Source organism: Brevibacillus sp. TJ4 (genome assembly GCF_044627595.2).
Lineage (GTDB): Bacteria > Bacillota > Bacilli > Brevibacillales > Brevibacillaceae > Brevibacillus.
In genome coordinates this window covers 686,905-701,406 of record NZ_CP185865.1, presented here as the reverse complement: position 1 = coordinate 701,406, position 14,502 = coordinate 686,905, and the positions used below count along the sequence as shown (strand labels likewise).

Sequence of the window (14,502 nt, the reverse complement as noted above, 5' to 3'; positions counted from 1 at the left end):
CTAGTAAAAACAGCGACCTCCTGCAAGAGCCAGGATGTCGCTGTTCGACTTTTTTACCGTTTGCTGTTTTGAATCTCTTCCGGTTTGAAAATGCCTGTCTCGGTCACAATCGCGGTGATGTAGCGAGCCGGCGTAATATCGAAAGCGGGGTTGTACACCTTGATTCCATCCGGTGCGACCTGCTTGCCCAAGCCATGCGTAATCTCCTCGCCGGGACGTTCCTCGATCGGAATGTCTGCTCCTGTCGCTGTCTCCAGGTCGACCGAAGAAAGCGGAGCTGCGACGTAAAACGGAATTCCGTGAGCCTTCGCCAGAACAGCCACGCCGTAGGTGCCGATTTTGTTGGCAACATCTCCGTTGGCTGCTACCCGGTCCGTGCCGACAATGACTGCCTGCACTTTGCCCTGAGCCATGACCATCGCCGCCATGTTGTCACAAATGAGCGTGACATCGATGCCTGCCTGCTGCAATTCGTAAGCGGTGAGACGGGAGCCTTGCAGCACGGGTCTGGTTTCGTCGGCGTAAATTTTCAGATCCCATCCGCGCTCTTTGGCCAGGTAGAAAGGAGCTGTCGCCGTCCCGTACGCAGCGGTTGCCAGCGCCCCCGGATTGCAGTGGGTGAGGATGCCCATACCGTCTTGCAAAAGCGTCAGCAAATGCTCGCCAATCGTTCGGCACACTTCCGCGTCCTCCCGCTGGATCGCCAGTGCCTCGTCGAGAACAGCGGCCTTCAGCTCGCCTACAGCTTTTCCCGCTTCCTGCTGCACGCGATTTTTGATCCGCTCCAGCGCCCAAAAGAGGTTGACAGCAGTCGGGCGGGATGTGCCCAAATACTCGGCCTGCCGGGTCAGCTCGCTCCAGAACGCTTCCTCGCTCGCCGCTTCACTGTTGCGAATTCCCAGATACAGTCCATACGCTGCCGCCATCCCGATCGCCGGCGCTCCGCGCACCTGCAAATGGCGGATCGCCGCCCATACCTCTTCTGCGGTCGTCAAGGTCAAATAAACCGTCTCCACCGGCAGACGCGTCTGGTCCAGCAAGACCAGCGCATCTCCTTCCCATTTGACCGGTGACAATGCTGTGCTCGTCGTCATACAATCGCTGCCCCCTCATAGTATCTCGCTGTAACGGTGCGTACCAGATCGGTGATGTCTGTCGAGGCTTGCACATTGCCGCGTTCGAGAATCAGCGCTTGCCCGATCTCCAGAGCCAAACGCTCGGCTTCTGCCCTCGTCTGGTCGTCCTTGATATCGTTCAGGTCCGCTACACCGGCAAGACCGATGACGCGTCTGAGGATTTTGCAGCCTGCATATCCGGCAGTATCCTGAATCAGGCGATTGACGTAGCTCTCCCACAGACCTTCCACATGGGCGCTGCGTTCCTTCGCATGCTTGTGCCACAGTGAGACGAATTGCGAAACGAATTCCGTCCATACGTTTTCCACCGTTTCCAGCAGGTACTCGCGGTACGCTTCGCGCTTTTCCCGATCCGGCTGCAAGCCGTGCTGACCGGCGAAATTGAGCAACAGGTTGGCGATCACCGCTCCGATGTCGAAGCCGATCGGCCCGTAGTAGGCGAATTCAGGATCGATCGCCTTGAGACTGGTCGGCGAGATAAAGATGCTGCCTGTATGCAGGTCGCCGTGCAGCAGCGCTTCAGCACGTGTCAAGAAATCGTATTTCAGCTTGGCAATTTCCAGCTTCAGCGGCTTGTTCTGCCAGATCTCTTCCACTTCCCGGCGAATCAGCGGGTTGAAATTGTTGGTCGGCGCGTCTTCATAAGGGTCAGTAAATACCAAGTCTTCTGTAATCTTGCACAATTCGGGATTGATGAACCGTCCGACGAGCGCCTTTTTCTCGTATGGATGCGCACCCAGATCAGATGTGTAAAACAGCGTGTAGGCGAGAAAACGACCAATCTGCTTGGCGAAAAGCGGGTAGGTATTGCCCTCGATCAACCCTCTGCGCATGATCACGTGGTCCCCGACATGCTCCATCACGGTCAGGGCCAATTCCTTGTCGAAGTGATACACTTGCGGCACCAAGTCTGGCACGTACTTGTGCTGGAGCTGCAACGCTTCGCTCTCGATCCGCGCACGGTCCACCGTAAGCGGCCACGATTCGCCGACTACCCGCGCGTACGGCAGGGCCTGCTTGACGATTACTCTTTTTCCTGTCGCTTCCTCGCGAATGTCAAATACAAGGTTCAGGTTTCCATCGCCGATCTCCCGGCTGGAAAACTGCGCTCCCTCGGAAAAAAGCCCGGGAATTCCTTTGACGTACTCGACCGCTTCTTTCTCCGTTAGTGCACGATATGCCATGCTTCCCATTCTCCCTTCGTTCCTGTCGATTTCCTATGTTCCCAAGCTGTATCATCCAAATGTTCAGGTGGTGCAAGCCTGTTCAATCAACGCCAATAGCCAATAAAAAAACCTCTTTTCACGAAGAAAAGAGGTTTTGTACGTACACGTAATGTTGCAACGTGAGTCTCCCCCTTATCTTCCAGACCACTTTTGTTTCTGCAGGAATTAGCACCGTGCATGCGCTATGCGTACAGCCAAAGCTGCTACAAGCGGCATGTCGGTTGCCGGGTATCATCGGGCCAGTCCCTCCACCTTCTCTGGATAAGGTATCCAACATATGCGGTTTTGATTAGTTTGAATCATACAACCATGATGCGGAGACTGTCAACACCCATTTTGGGACAGATGCCCCCTAGCGGCTGTACTGACGCCCCGAGGCTGGCGGCATGTCCCAGTTCCACCAGTCCACCTCTCCCAGCATGGCAGCAGTAATGGACGGCTCTTCCCTGAGCGCAAGCAGTTCCTTCGTAGGTCCGGTGATGACAGCGCCGTAAATGCGCAGTCCGTTCTCCCGCACATACTCATAGCGCTCCTCGATCGCGGGCTCGTTGTACATCAACTGTCTGGCGATGCTCGTAGCCATGCTTTTCTTCTCGACGAGAAATTTCATCTCGTCCAAAAAGGCTTGCTCCCTGCGCTCTCCCTCGCCGTTTTCGAGAATCGGTTTGTCGCCGTAATGAAGCTCCCTTTCAGCAAATCCCCATACATCTCCTGCGGACAGCAGCACGTTGCCTGCACTCTCATCGTGATCCTTTGCCTCCTGACCCGTATCGACCGCAAACCAGATAGACTGGTGCTCATCTGCACCGAGATGGCGAGAGATGAGCTGCTGATACTGCTGATACGTCAAAAAGCGGTCGAAGGAAATCGCCAGTTGCGATACCGTTCCTTCCGGCAGTGTGTCCATCGTCTTCCAGGCGGAGCTGCGCAGATAATCTGTCTCTTCACCGGCTGACGCCTCTGTCGGATAGCGGAAAAACAGCTTCATGTCTCTGGCGCCATTCGTCCATTTCGGCTGTACCTGAACATTCCACAAAACATTCTTGCTCTCCAGATAGCCTGCATTGCGCTGGCTGTTGCCTACGCTCTCACGCAATTCCATCCGGATGTTGCCGTAGAACAGGCCAATCTGCGATCCGCTGCTGCCGACACTGACACCCGGCTGGGTAAAGTTGAAGACGCTCTTCACAACCCGGTGCATATCGTCGTAAATGGGGTAGCCAAACAATACATTGGCAAACCAGATCACCACGCCGGCAAAAAATGCGATCCCCAGCGTGAAGCCCGCATTGCCAAAGCGCATCCGCCACTTTCCCCGGCGCAGCAGAAGCTGCTGGCGCTCCTCGGGAAGCCTGACCTCCTCTGTCGTCGGCCGTACTCCCTCCTCTTCACCCAGAAGCAGGCGCTCCATCCGCTCTGCGTACTCCTCGTCGCGCAGCAGCTCTTCCCGCAGCCGCTCTTCCTCGTCAGCAGGCAGCTCGCCTCGCAAATAGGCCAGCATTCGCTTTTCCCTGTCTTCGTTCTCCCTATTCGTCATCCCGATCACGCTCCTTTATCTTTCGCAGCTTCTGCCGCCCGCGAAACAGTGCCCGCTTGACATCTGTCGTCTCCACGGCAAGTACCTCGGCGATCTCCGCGTAGCTCAAGTGCATGGCAGACAGGACCACACACTGCCTTTGCAGCTCCGGCAAAGACTCCAGGTACAGGATGGCTGTATCCATCTGCTCCTTTGATACCAAAGCATCCTGCGGGTCTTGCGCATGGCGGTCAGCCTGCTCCGGCAACCATCCCGTCAACTGCAGCGGACTTTTTATCCGCCGGCGGTGCCAATCCACGAAAGCGTGGTAGGCTACCTTGAACAACCAGGGACGCACCTTTTCACCGCGGTAATCGTCCAAGGCAAGGTAGGCGCGAAAAAATGTCTCCTGGGTCAAATCTTCCGCCTGTCCCACGTCCCGAGTGAGTCGATACAGATAGCGGAAAATATCGTTTACGTACATCCGGTACACGTCTTCCAAGCCTACATCCCCAAGATTTTCACACCCTTTCCACTCCTACCACGCAAAACGCGGAAAAAAGTTTCACCTGCTTTTTTCAAAAAATCGCAATTGACTCTCGTTTCATCTCGTCATATCATGGGTGTAATCCGAAACGCGACGTAACGGATGAATCTTATAACTCTTATCACGAGCTGGCTGAGGGACTGGCCCTATGATGCCCGGCAACCGGCGCTGCTTCTGCACGAAGAGCGTAACGGTGCTAATTCCAGCGGATAAGAATCAAGGTGGCGTGACACATTTTCGTCCATCTTGCATTCTGACCCGAGAGATGAGAGGCGATACCAAGAGCATTTTGCATGCAGTCACCGCCTCCCTATCCAATTGGGGAGGCTTTTTTCGTGGTCAAGTTCAGACGATCATCCAGCTTCTGGAAGCCATAAAGGAGGCTTTTTACCGCCAATGAGTGAACAACGCATTCTGGTAACGTATCTGACCCAAGCCAAAGACCTGTTCAAAAAAGCAGAAGGAATCGCTGTCGGCATGACGGTGGGCTCCTGGACGGACCTTCCTGCGGCGAAACAGGCAGAATTGCAGCCGTATCTCGGCCGGGCCGTGCAAGCAGACGTGCTGGAAACGCTGCCGGACGGACAACAAAGAGGACTGGTTACGGTCAGTTATCCGGTTCGCAATTTTACCGCTGATATTCCGTCCCTGTTGACCGGCATCTTCGGCAAGCTGTCCATGGACGGCAAAATCAAGCTCGTAGACATCACGCTCCCGGACGCGCTTTTGGACGCCTTTCCCGGACCCAAATTCGGCATCGAGGGTGTACGCAGCCGCTTGGAAGCAGAAGGTCGGCCCCTGTTGATGAGCATTTTCAAGTCTTGCCTGGGAATGCCCTTTGACGACTTGCAAACGCAGTTTCGCGCCCAGGCGCTGGGCGGGGTCGATCTGGTAAAGGACGACGAAATTTTCTTTGCCGACGAGCGCGCGCCGTTTCTGGAGCGGATCAAAGCGTTCAAGCAAATCGCGATCGAGACAGAGGCGCAAACGGGCAAGCCGGTCCTCTACGCCGCGAATTTGACCGGACCGGTAAACGAACTGAACGAAAAGGCGAAGCGTGCAGTCGATGCCGGCGCCGACTGCCTGTTGTTCAACGTGCTTGCCTTTGGCTTCGACGCCCTGCACCGGCTGGCGGCAGACCCCGATGTACACGTGCCGATCATGGCGCATCCGGCGCTGGCCGGCGCGTACTATCCGTCGCCGGACTACGGAATCGCCACGCCGCTCCTTCTCGGCAAGCTGATGCGGATCGCCGGAGCAGACCTGGTCCTGTTCCCTTCGCCATACGGCAATGTGGCACTGGACAAAGAAGAGGCGCTGCAGCTTGCTGCAAACCTGACAGCACCGCTGGAAGGCGTGCGCCGCTCCTTCCCTGTCCCGTCCGCCGGCATTCATCCGGGTCTCGTGCCGCAGTTGTACGCTGATTTCGGCACAGACCAGATTGTCAACGCGGGCGGTGGCATCCACGGTCATCCCGGTGGCGCAGCCGCCGGAGGGAAGGCCTTCGTCGACGCGATCCGGGCTGTCCAGTCTGGCCAAAGCCTCGCCGAAGCGGCGAGCGAATCGCCCGAGCTGGCGCTAGCCCTGGAGAAATGGGGTGGCGGACGATGAGCAAAAAGCTCGTCCTGTTTTGCGACTTCGATGGAACCATTACCGAAAAAGACAATATTGTATCCATCGTGAGAAAGTTCGCTCCTCCCGAATGTGAAACATTGATCGAGCAAATCTTGACGCAAAAAATTACGATCCAGTCGGGGGTCGGCCAGTTGTTTGCGCTTATTCCCTCCGACAAGCGGGAAGAGATCATCCAGTTTATTCTGGAGGAAGCCAAAATTCGTGACGGCTTCCCCGAATTCATCCGCTTTTGCAGGGAGGAAGGCATCGAATGGCTGATTACGAGCGGCGGCATCGACTTTTTCCTCGAGCCCCTGCTCGCTCCCTTCGACCTGGCGGGTGTACCTCTCTACTGCAACGGCAGCGATTTTTCCGGCGAACGCATCCGCATCACCTGGCCTCATTCCTGCGACGAGCATTGCGACAACGGCTGCGGGATGTGCAAGACGACGATCATTCGCCGCTACGACCCGGCGCAGCACTATCGCGTCGTGATCGGCGATTCGATCACCGATCTGGCCGGGGCCAAAATTGCCGACTACGTCATCGCCCGTTCCCTGCTGGCGCAAAAGGCAGCGGAACTGCAATTGCCGCACAGCACCTTCAGCACGTTCCACGACGTGATCACGGTTCTGCGCGATTTGAAACAGGAGGTCTCGTAAGCAATGAGCACAACTCTGGAGCAACGATTGGACGCGTTCCGCCGTCTGGACGACGTGAAAATGACCTTCGCCCGCCGGGACTGGTTCCCCGGTACGAGCGGCAACCTGTCGATCAAAATTTCCGACGATCCGCTGCAATTCGCCGTCACCGCGAGCGGCAAGGACAAAACCAAGCTGTCGCCTGAGGACTATCTGATCGTCGACCAGGATTCCCGTCCGGTCGATGCGACCTCACTGAAGCCGTCAGCGGAGACGCTGATCCACGCTGTGGTGTACAAAGCATTTCCACAAGCAGGCGCCTGCTTTCACGTACACACCGTCTGGAACAACCTGATCTCCGAACTGTACTTTGGCCAGCGCGCCTTTACCATCCAGGGACAAGAGCTGATCAAAGGGCTTGGCATCTGGGAGGAAAATGCGCAGATCACCGTACCGATCGTCGAGAATTTCGCCGACATCCCTTCCCTGGCTGCTGCCATCAAAAAAGTCATTACGGCAGAGGTGCCAGGAGTGCTGATCCGCAATCACGGCATTTACGCCTGGGGCGGCAACGACTTCGAAGCCAAACGGCATCTCGAAGCATTTGAATTCCTGTTTGAGTACCACGCGCGCTGGCTCCAGCTTCGCCAGGCAGCCGTGAATACCCATACAACCACAACCACTATCTAAAAGGAGGATTTTCCCATGGCACAAGTACGTTTCCACGACAACAACGAGTACATCAGCGACCCGCAGGAAGTCATCAGCTTCCTCGACTCCAAAGGAATCATTTACGAAAACTGGGGCGTTGATCGCCTGGAGCCGCATCTGCGTGACAACTACAGCCCAAGCGAAGAGGAAAAGCAGCAAATCCTCGACGCCTTCAAGCCGGAAATCGAGGCGATCAGCAAACGCCGCGGCTACCTGACAGCGGACATCATCGTCCTCTCCGACCAGACGCCGAACCTCGACGATCTGATCGTCAAGTTTAAAAAGGAGCATCACCACACCGATGACGAATGCCGCTTCTGCGTGGACGGCCACGGCATCTTCGCGATCAAGGGAGAGGACGGCCGCTATTTCGACGTCGAACTGGAGCCAGGCGACCTGATCTCCGTACCGCCGAACTACCGTCACTACTTCACGCTGATGGACGACCGCAAAATCAAGGCGATCCGCCTGTTCGTCACTCCTGCCGGCTGGGAAGCGATCTATTAATCCGTCAGTTGGCACCATATCTCGCTCAAAAAAGAAACATCGTCGCCGCATGAACAATTTGCAGCGACGATGTTTTTTTCATTCGGCTTCGCGCACGATTCAGCGAGACAGCGTATCATCGATTCGCACAAAGGAATTGCCAAAATGCTGTTCTACCAATTCATTGAAGCGTGCGCTCTCGATGTTTTCTTTTGTAACCTGTCCATCTGTCCACTGCGTGATCGACCGGTTCGTCAAGGTTACGCTGCCCCTGTCTGTCAGCTTCGTAATCAGCGGGTGTTTGTTAAACGGAGACTCCGGATGCTGCTCGATAATCGTCCTGACCGCATCGCATGCTTCCACATCCGTGATCGTCCTCGTGGAATTGAAGGCATATCCTACTCTCCAGTCCGTATCCTTGTGCCTTAGCTTCATTTCCAGCGCGTAGTCGCCATGTTCCGTGTCCACTTTTCGGATGCGGAATTCGCCATTGGCAGAGGACACAGTCTCTCCCGATAGCGGAACAGGCATGAGCGGCAGGTTTCCTCCAAAGCCGGTATCGATCACATACATTTGCCCCTCATATGTGCAAAGTATAGTCACATGGGTACTCCCGATAGACTGGAACCTTTGCTCATCGTGCTTGTAGACGACTCCGAGGGCAAGGACTGCGTCAAATCCGTGTTCAACCAGGAACAGATAGAGAAGGGGGTTCAGTTCATAGCACAGTCCGCCTTCTCCCCTTGCAAGAATCTTTTCAATCAGGTTTTCCCGCGTAATCGCGGTCGTTCTGTTTTGAATGATGCGCAGGTTTTCAAAAGGAATCGTTCGCGCTGTCTTTTCCAGAACGTGGTTGAGCGTATCAAATGAAATCTGCTCGCTTTCCGAAAACCCGATTCGTTTGCGAAACAGAGCATCCAGTTCACTCACCCGGCATCCCCCCTCATGTTGGACGTAAACTCCCTCCCAGGTACTCGACACGCGTGCGTGTCAGGCAGCCTGGCGTATGAAAAGGAGCTGAGATGCATCTCAGCTCCTTTGATTCTCGTTGTACAGATAACTATACCACATAACCGTTCGCTTCGATCACCCGGTCGGCGATCGCCCGTTTCAGGTGAACCGTATTGATCGGGGTGCGACGGGTCAGCTTTTTCAAAATCGACAGACGCAGACGCAGGTCGTCTCCTTCCTCCATCGCGGCCAGCGCTTCCTTCGCCCACGCTTCCACGCGATCGAAGGCTTCGTGTACGTACACTGCCGTCAGTTCGAGCTTCTGCAGTTCTTTTTCCAGCCCGTTTGCCGCGATAGCCTTTTCCGTCCGCTTCACGACACTGTCCATCGCGTACAGCTCGATCAGCATGTCGGCGGCGAAGGCGAGCAGCTCCTGCTCTTTGGAGATCGCTTGCTGGTATTTCATCAGGGCAGAGCCTGCGACCATCAAAATGATTTTGCGGGTCATGTCGAGCAGATGCTTTTCTGCGGCCAGCGGCGCATCCTCGATCTCCTCGGGGTAGTAGCTCATCAGCTCTTCCTGCAAACCGGCAGCCGCTTGCAGCAACGGAAGCTCCCCTTTCATCGCCTTTTTCACCAGCGTATCGGGGATGAGCAAGCGGTTGATCTCGTTGGTACCTTCAAAAATGCGGTTGATCCGGGAGTCGCGGTACATGTTTTCGATCTCGTACTCGGACATGAAGCCGTACCCGCCGTGAATTTGCACGCCTTCGTCGACGCAGTAGTCAAGCACCTCGGTCGCAAATACCTTGTTGATCGAACATTCGATGGCGTAGTCGGCAATCGCCTTGGCGATCTCCTGCCCTTCCTCCGCCTTGTCTCCGAGGCTTCCGAGAGCCGTGTCAAACAGCCCGACCGTGCGATACACGGAGCTCTCTGCGGCATACGTCTTGATCGCCATGTTGGCCAGCTTGTTTTTGATCAGCGTAAAGTTGGCAAGAGGCGTCTTGAACTGCTTCCGTTCCTTGGCGTAGGTCGTGGCGATCTCCAGCGCCCGTTTGGCGGAGCCGACAGCGCCTACCGCCAGTTTGTACCGCCCGACGTTCAAGATGTTGAAGGCGATGACGTGTCCGCGACCCGGTTCGCCCAGCAAGTTCTCGACCGGTACAGGGACGTCCTGCAAAATAACGGTGCGCGTAGAGGAGCCTTTGATCCCCATCTTTTTCTCTTCTGCGCCAAAGGATACACCCGGGAAGTCGCGTTCTACGATAAAGGCGGTAAATTTCTCACCGTCGATTTTGGCGTATACGATAAAGACATCAGCGAATCCGGCGTTGGTAATCCACTGCTTCTCCCCGTTGAGGATGTAATGCTTGCCGTCTGCGGAAAGCACAGCCGTCGTCTTGGCCCCCAGGGCGTCGGAGCCTGAGCCTGGTTCGGTCAGGCAGTAGGCTGCAAGCCGTTTGCCCGTAGCCAGGTCGGGGAGGTAGCGGCGCTTCTGCTCTTCGTTGCCGAAATAGACGATCGGCAGCGAGCCAATCCCGACGTGTGCGCCAAAGCTGAGCGCGAACCCGCGCGCCCGGGCGAACTTCTCCGTCACCAGCGCCGTACTGACCTTATCCAGTCCCAGGCCGTCATACGTTTCCGGCACGTCCCCCGCCAGCAAGCCCAGCTCGCCGGCTTCTTTCAGCAAGCGAACGGAGATGTCGAAGTGATGGTTCTCGATCTCCTCGAGGTGAGGGCAAACTTCGTTGACGACGAAATCTTCCGTCGTTTTGGCGATCATCAGTTGCTCTTCGGTGAACTCTTCCGGCACAAACACATCATCAGGGGAACCAGCATCGATCAAAAAACTTCCACCGCGAATCAGCTCTTTTGTCTCTCCCATATTCAACCTTCTCCTTTATCGTAAAGTGGTTGGTTATTAGGTGATTTCAAACACGCCGGCAGCTCCCATGCCGCCCCCGATGCACATCGTCACGACGCCGTACTTCCCGCCTCGCCGCTTCAGTTCGTTCAGTACCGAGACTGTCAGCTTCGCCCCTGTGCAGCCGAGCGGGTGGCCCAATGCGATGGCACCGCCGTTTACGTTTACTTTTTCCGGGTCCAGTCCGAGCTCGCGAATGACGGCAATCGACTGCGATGCAAATGCTTCATTCAACTCGAACAAATCAATATCGTCGATCGTCAGGCCCGCCATCTTCAGCGCCTTGGGGATGGCGACGACAGGTCCGATCCCCATGACATCAGGATCGACGCCGCCTACCGTAAAGGAACGGAAGGTAGCGATCGGCGCAACACCGAGCTCTGCCGCCTTTTCCGCTGACATGATCAGTACGGCTGCAGCGCCGTCGCTCGTTTGCGAGGAGTTGCCGGCGGTGACGCTTCCCTGTACGTGGAACACCGGTCTGAGTTTCGCCAGCGCCTCCAGTGTCGTGTCGGGACGCGGCCCTTCATCCGTGGCAAACTGCCGTTCCGTTACATGCAGCTTGCCATTGCCATCGAAGCTGTGCTGCTTGACCGTGATCGGCACGATTTCATCCCGGAACTTCCCGGAGGCGATCGCAGCCGTAGCCCGCTGGTGGCTGGTCAGCGCAAACGCGTCCTGGTCTTCGCGCGACACGTGGTAGCGTCTGGCCACTTCTTCTGCCGTGTGTCCCATGCTCATATAGGCTTCCGGCATCGTCTCCACCAAGGTCGGGTTGAGCGCTACCTTGTGTCCGGTCATCGGCAAAAGGCTCATGCTCTCCACGCCGCCCGCGACGATCACATCCGCGCCGCCGACCATGATCTGCTGTGCTCCGTAGGCGATCGTTTGCAGCCCCGAGGAACAAAAGCGATTGATCGTAATTCCCGCAACATTGGTCGGCAGCCCTGCGCGAAGTCCGATCAGCCGGGCCATGTTCATTCCCTGCTCCGCTTCCGGAGTTGCCGTCCCCATGATCACGTCCTCGATCTCGGCGGGGTCGAGCTGCGGTACGCGGCGCAGCAAATCACGGATGACCGCTGCCCCCATATCGACGGGATGTACGTCCCGCAAACTTCCTTTTTTCGCTTTGCCAATCGCGGTGCGGGCTCCTGCGACAATGACTGCTTCTCTCATATTGTTTTCCCTCCCCTAATTGCGCAAAGGCTTGTTTTTCGTCAGCATGTGCTGCATCCGCTGCTGCGATTTCGGCGTCTTGATCAGTTCCAGGAACGCTGCCTTCTCCAGTTGCAAAATGTATTCTTCGCTCACTTCTGTGCCTGCGGGCAGGTTGCCGCCGGACATGACGTAGGCGATTTTGCTCGCAATCAGCTCATCGTGATCACTGATGTAGCCGCTTTTCTTCATCGCGTATACGTTTTGCCGCAGGGTGGCGTATCCGGTCTCGCCGATCACGCGGATTTTTCGCGGCGCAGGCGGCGTGTAGCCTTCGCGGTCCATCGCCAGCACCAGCTGCTTGGCGTCGTACAGGAGGTGATCGGGATTGATGCTGATCCGGTCAGTTGGCCGCAGGTAGCCGAGGTTGATCGCATCCTGGCCGCTCGTCGAGACTTTCGCCATGACGATCGTCTCAAAGGCGCGCGCGACGAACGGGAACGGATCGACCGGAACAGTACCGCCCTCTGGCACCTGCTCCATGGCGCGGAACAGCATTTCCTTCGTACCGCCGCCACCCGGCAACAGACCGACGCCTACCTCTACAAGCCCCATGTACGTCTCCGCCGAGGCTTGCACGCGGTCAGCCAGGTACATCACCTCCACGCCGCCGCCCAGTGTCATGCCAAATGGCGCTGCGACGACGGGACGGTGCATGTAGCGGATCGCCCGCGCTGTCTTGTGGAAATTGGTGACCAGCATGTCGAGCTCAAACCAGTTCTCGTCCTGTGCCTCCATCAAGGCCATCGCCAGGTTCAGGCCGACACAGAAGTTCTTGCCCTGGTTGCCGATGACCAGCCCGAGGAAGTTTTTCTGCACTTCTTCTGCGGCGTAGTTGGCCATTTGCAGGACGTCGTGACCCAGCGCATTGTTCGGCGAGGTAAACTCCAGGCAGGCTACGCCGTCTCCCAGGTCGATCAGCGCCGCTCCGGCATTTTTGCGGATCAGCTTGCCCTGCTCCTTGAGCGCAGCCAGGTTGATTGTCTCCGGCTTGCTTTCTACATCCTTATACGCCCCGCCGATGGAGTAGACCGCGCTGCGTCCGTCCTGCTTCTGGTAAAAGGAGGGCTTGCCGCTGGACAACAGCTCCTCGACCAGCGCCGGAATCGTCTCGCCCTCTTCGCGCATCCGTGCGACCGACTTCTCCACGCCGATTGCATCCCACGTTTCGAACGGTCCAAGCTCCCAGCCAAAGCCCCACTTCATCGCCTGATCGACGGCCACGATGTCGTCAGCGATTTCATGCGCCTTGTCAGCGGAGTACAGCAGCACCTTTTTCAAGACATTCCAGACAAACTGGCTGCCCTTGTCTTTTCCGGAAATAAGCGCTTTCAGCCTATCCGGCAGGTTTTTGCTGGTCTTGGCCGCATCGAGCGAAGCGAACTTCGCCTTGACGCTGGGACGGTACTCCATCGTCTCGATGTCGAGCGCGAAAATCTCTTTTCCCTGCGCGGTTTTGACCTGCTTGAAAAAGCCTTGTCCCGCCTTCTGTCCGATCCAGCGCTTCTCCACCATTTGCAGGATAAATGCAGGCACTTCGAAAACGGCTTTTTCCGCTTCATCGGTACTCTTGTTTTTGACGTTGTTGGCGACGTGCACGTAGGTATCCAGGCCGACGACATCGAGCGTGCGGAAGGTTGCGCTTTTCGGGCGTCCGAGAACAGGTCCTGTCAAGCCATCTACTTCGTCCACCCCCAGTCCCAGATCCAGCATCTCATGGATCGAAACCTGCAGACCGTACGTGCCGATGCGGTTGGCGATGAAGTTCGGCGTATCCTTGCACAGTACCGTTCCCTTGCCCAGCACATCCTCGCCAAAGCGCATCATAAAAGCGGTGATCTCGGGGTCCGTGTCCGCTCCGGGGATGATCTCCAGCAGCCTCAGATAGCGAGGCGGGTTGAAAAAGTGCGTGCCCAGGAAGTGCTTGCGGAATTCCTCCGACCTGCCTGCGGACATCTCGTTGATGGAGACGCCCGAAGTATTGGAAGAGACGATCGTTCCCGGTCTGCGATGCGCTTCGACCATAGCCAGAACCTTTTGCTTGATCTCCAGATTTTCTACGACTACCTCGATGATCCAGTCGGCTTCGGCCAGATAGGAAAGGTGGTCTTCGAAATTGCCGACTGTAATCCGCTGCAGGTACTGCTTGTCGTACAGCGGCGCCGGCTTTTCTTTCAGCAGCCTGTCTTTGCCTGCTTGCGCCAAGCGGTTTCGTACGGCGGGATCTTGCAGGCTCAAGCCTTTCTTGCTCTCTTCTTCTGTCAATTCACGCGGCACGATGTCCAGCAGATAGACGGGAATCCCGACATTGGCCAGGTGTGCGGCGATACCGGCACCCATTACCCCCGAACCAAGCACGGCGGCTTTGCGAATTTTGCGCTCCATCTTACCATCCTCCTTGTATGTAAAATCAGATGTAGGCAAAGGTGGGACTTTTAACCTTTTTCATACTAATTCGTCTATTCTGTCGATATTCCTGTTGCGTTCAGAAACACTATTGAATGAATACTCATTCATAACGAAGGGGAAAAA

12 protein-coding genes and 2 riboswitches are annotated in these 14,502 nt (G+C 56.3%); of the genes, 4 read left to right on the top strand and 8 right to left on the bottom strand.

The features are described 5' to 3' along the window. Window positions 1-53: 53 nt before the first annotated feature. From mtnA to ACAF76_RS03190, 4 genes are all read right to left on the bottom strand, one after another. Window positions 54-1,094 (bottom strand): S-methyl-5-thioribose-1-phosphate isomerase, encoded by a 1,041-nt coding sequence (mtnA, locus tag ACAF76_RS03205; RefSeq protein WP_400162612.1) that lies wholly within the window; start codon window positions 1,092-1,094, stop codon window positions 54-56. Further along, window positions 1,091-2,320, bottom strand: coding sequence for an S-methyl-5-thioribose kinase (gene mtnK / locus ACAF76_RS03200; protein WP_400162611.1), 1,230 nt, complete (start codon window positions 2,318-2,320; stop codon window positions 1,091-1,093). The genes mtnA and mtnK overlap by 4 nt, the downstream gene beginning before the upstream one ends. 171 nt (window positions 2,321-2,491) lie before the next feature. After that, window positions 2,492-2,630: riboswitch (SAM riboswitch) on the bottom strand. 84 nt (window positions 2,631-2,714) lie between these two features. Then, entirely contained in the window at window positions 2,715-3,899 is a 1,185-nt protein-coding gene (locus ACAF76_RS03195; protein ID WP_400162610.1) for an anti-sigma factor, read from the bottom strand. Then, complete coding sequence (locus ACAF76_RS03190) at window positions 3,889-4,371, bottom strand: sigma-70 family RNA polymerase sigma factor (RefSeq protein ID WP_400162659.1); 483 nt, start codon at window positions 4,369-4,371, stop codon at window positions 3,889-3,891. Before ACAF76_RS03190 ends, ACAF76_RS03195 begins: the two co-directional genes overlap by 11 nt. A gap of 169 nt (window positions 4,372-4,540) precedes the next feature. Then, a riboswitch (SAM riboswitch) is annotated at window positions 4,541-4,697 on the top strand. 124 nt (window positions 4,698-4,821) lie between these two features. Between ACAF76_RS03190 and ACAF76_RS03185 the strand changes: the two genes are divergently transcribed. From ACAF76_RS03185 to ACAF76_RS03170, 4 genes are read left to right on the top strand one after another with little or no spacing between them, the layout of a single operon-like run. Beyond that, window positions 4,822-6,036 carry a 2,3-diketo-5-methylthiopentyl-1-phosphate enolase gene (locus tag ACAF76_RS03185; RefSeq protein ID WP_400162609.1) on the top strand — a complete coding sequence of 405 codons (1,215 nt, stop codon included), beginning with the start codon at window positions 4,822-4,824 and terminating at the stop codon, window positions 6,034-6,036. Next, entirely contained in the window at window positions 6,033-6,701 is a 669-nt protein-coding gene (locus tag ACAF76_RS03180; RefSeq protein ID WP_400162608.1) for a 2-hydroxy-3-keto-5-methylthiopentenyl-1-phosphate phosphatase, read from the top strand. The genes ACAF76_RS03185 and ACAF76_RS03180 overlap by 4 nt, the downstream gene beginning before the upstream one ends. 3 nt (window positions 6,702-6,704) lie before the next feature. Then, window positions 6,705-7,370, top strand: coding sequence for a methylthioribulose 1-phosphate dehydratase (locus ACAF76_RS03175; RefSeq protein WP_400162607.1), 666 nt, complete (start codon window positions 6,705-6,707; stop codon window positions 7,368-7,370). A gap of 15 nt (window positions 7,371-7,385) precedes the next feature. Next, entirely contained in the window at window positions 7,386-7,898 is a 513-nt protein-coding gene (locus tag ACAF76_RS03170; RefSeq protein ID WP_400162606.1) for a 1,2-dihydroxy-3-keto-5-methylthiopentene dioxygenase, read from the top strand. Window positions 7,899-7,997: 99 nt separating this feature from the next. Here the strand turns inward: ACAF76_RS03170 and ACAF76_RS03165 are convergent, their stop codons facing one another. The 4 genes from ACAF76_RS03165 to ACAF76_RS03150 all read right to left on the bottom strand — a co-directional run bounded on the left by ACAF76_RS03165 (window position 7,998) and on the right by ACAF76_RS03150 (window position 14,355). Next, window positions 7,998-8,807: an arylamine N-acetyltransferase gene (locus ACAF76_RS03165; protein ID WP_400162605.1), complete on the bottom strand. Its 810-nt coding sequence runs from the start codon at window positions 8,805-8,807 to the stop codon at window positions 7,998-8,000. Between the two features lie 130 nt (window positions 8,808-8,937). After that, window positions 8,938-10,716, bottom strand: coding sequence for an acyl-CoA dehydrogenase family protein (locus ACAF76_RS03160; protein WP_400162604.1), 1,779 nt, complete (start codon window positions 10,714-10,716; stop codon window positions 8,938-8,940). Between the two features lie 36 nt (window positions 10,717-10,752). Continuing rightward, entirely contained in the window at window positions 10,753-11,931 is a 1,179-nt protein-coding gene (locus ACAF76_RS03155) for an acetyl-CoA C-acetyltransferase (protein WP_400162603.1), read from the bottom strand. Between the two features lie 15 nt (window positions 11,932-11,946). Continuing rightward, complete coding sequence (locus ACAF76_RS03150; protein WP_400162602.1) at window positions 11,947-14,355, bottom strand: 3-hydroxyacyl-CoA dehydrogenase NAD-binding domain-containing protein; 2,409 nt, start codon at window positions 14,353-14,355, stop codon at window positions 11,947-11,949. Window positions 14,356-14,502 lie beyond the last annotated feature (147 nt).

Coding starts and splice junctions, on each gene's coding strand:
- mtnA (WP_400162612.1), bottom strand. CDS start 1,094: ATGACGACGAGCACAGCATTGTCACCGGTCAAATGGGAAGGAGATGCG.
- mtnK (WP_400162611.1), bottom strand. CDS start 2,320: ATGGCATATCGTGCACTAACGGAGAAAGAAGCGGTCGAGTACGTCAAA.
- ACAF76_RS03195 (WP_400162610.1), bottom strand. CDS start 3,899: ATGACGAATAGGGAGAACGAAGACAGGGAAAAGCGAATGCTGGCCTAT.
- ACAF76_RS03185 (WP_400162609.1), top strand. CDS start 4,822: ATGAGTGAACAACGCATTCTGGTAACGTATCTGACCCAAGCCAAAGAC.
- ACAF76_RS03180 (WP_400162608.1), top strand. CDS start 6,033: ATGAGCAAAAAGCTCGTCCTGTTTTGCGACTTCGATGGAACCATTACC.
- ACAF76_RS03175 (WP_400162607.1), top strand. CDS start 6,705: ATGAGCACAACTCTGGAGCAACGATTGGACGCGTTCCGCCGTCTGGAC.
- ACAF76_RS03170 (WP_400162606.1), top strand. CDS start 7,386: ATGGCACAAGTACGTTTCCACGACAACAACGAGTACATCAGCGACCCG.
- ACAF76_RS03160 (WP_400162604.1), bottom strand. CDS start 10,716: ATGGGAGAGACAAAAGAGCTGATTCGCGGTGGAAGTTTTTTGATCGAT.
- ACAF76_RS03155 (WP_400162603.1), bottom strand. CDS start 11,931: ATGAGAGAAGCAGTCATTGTCGCAGGAGCCCGCACCGCGATTGGCAAA.
- ACAF76_RS03150 (WP_400162602.1), bottom strand. CDS start 14,355: ATGGAGCGCAAAATTCGCAAAGCCGCCGTGCTTGGTTCGGGGGTAATG.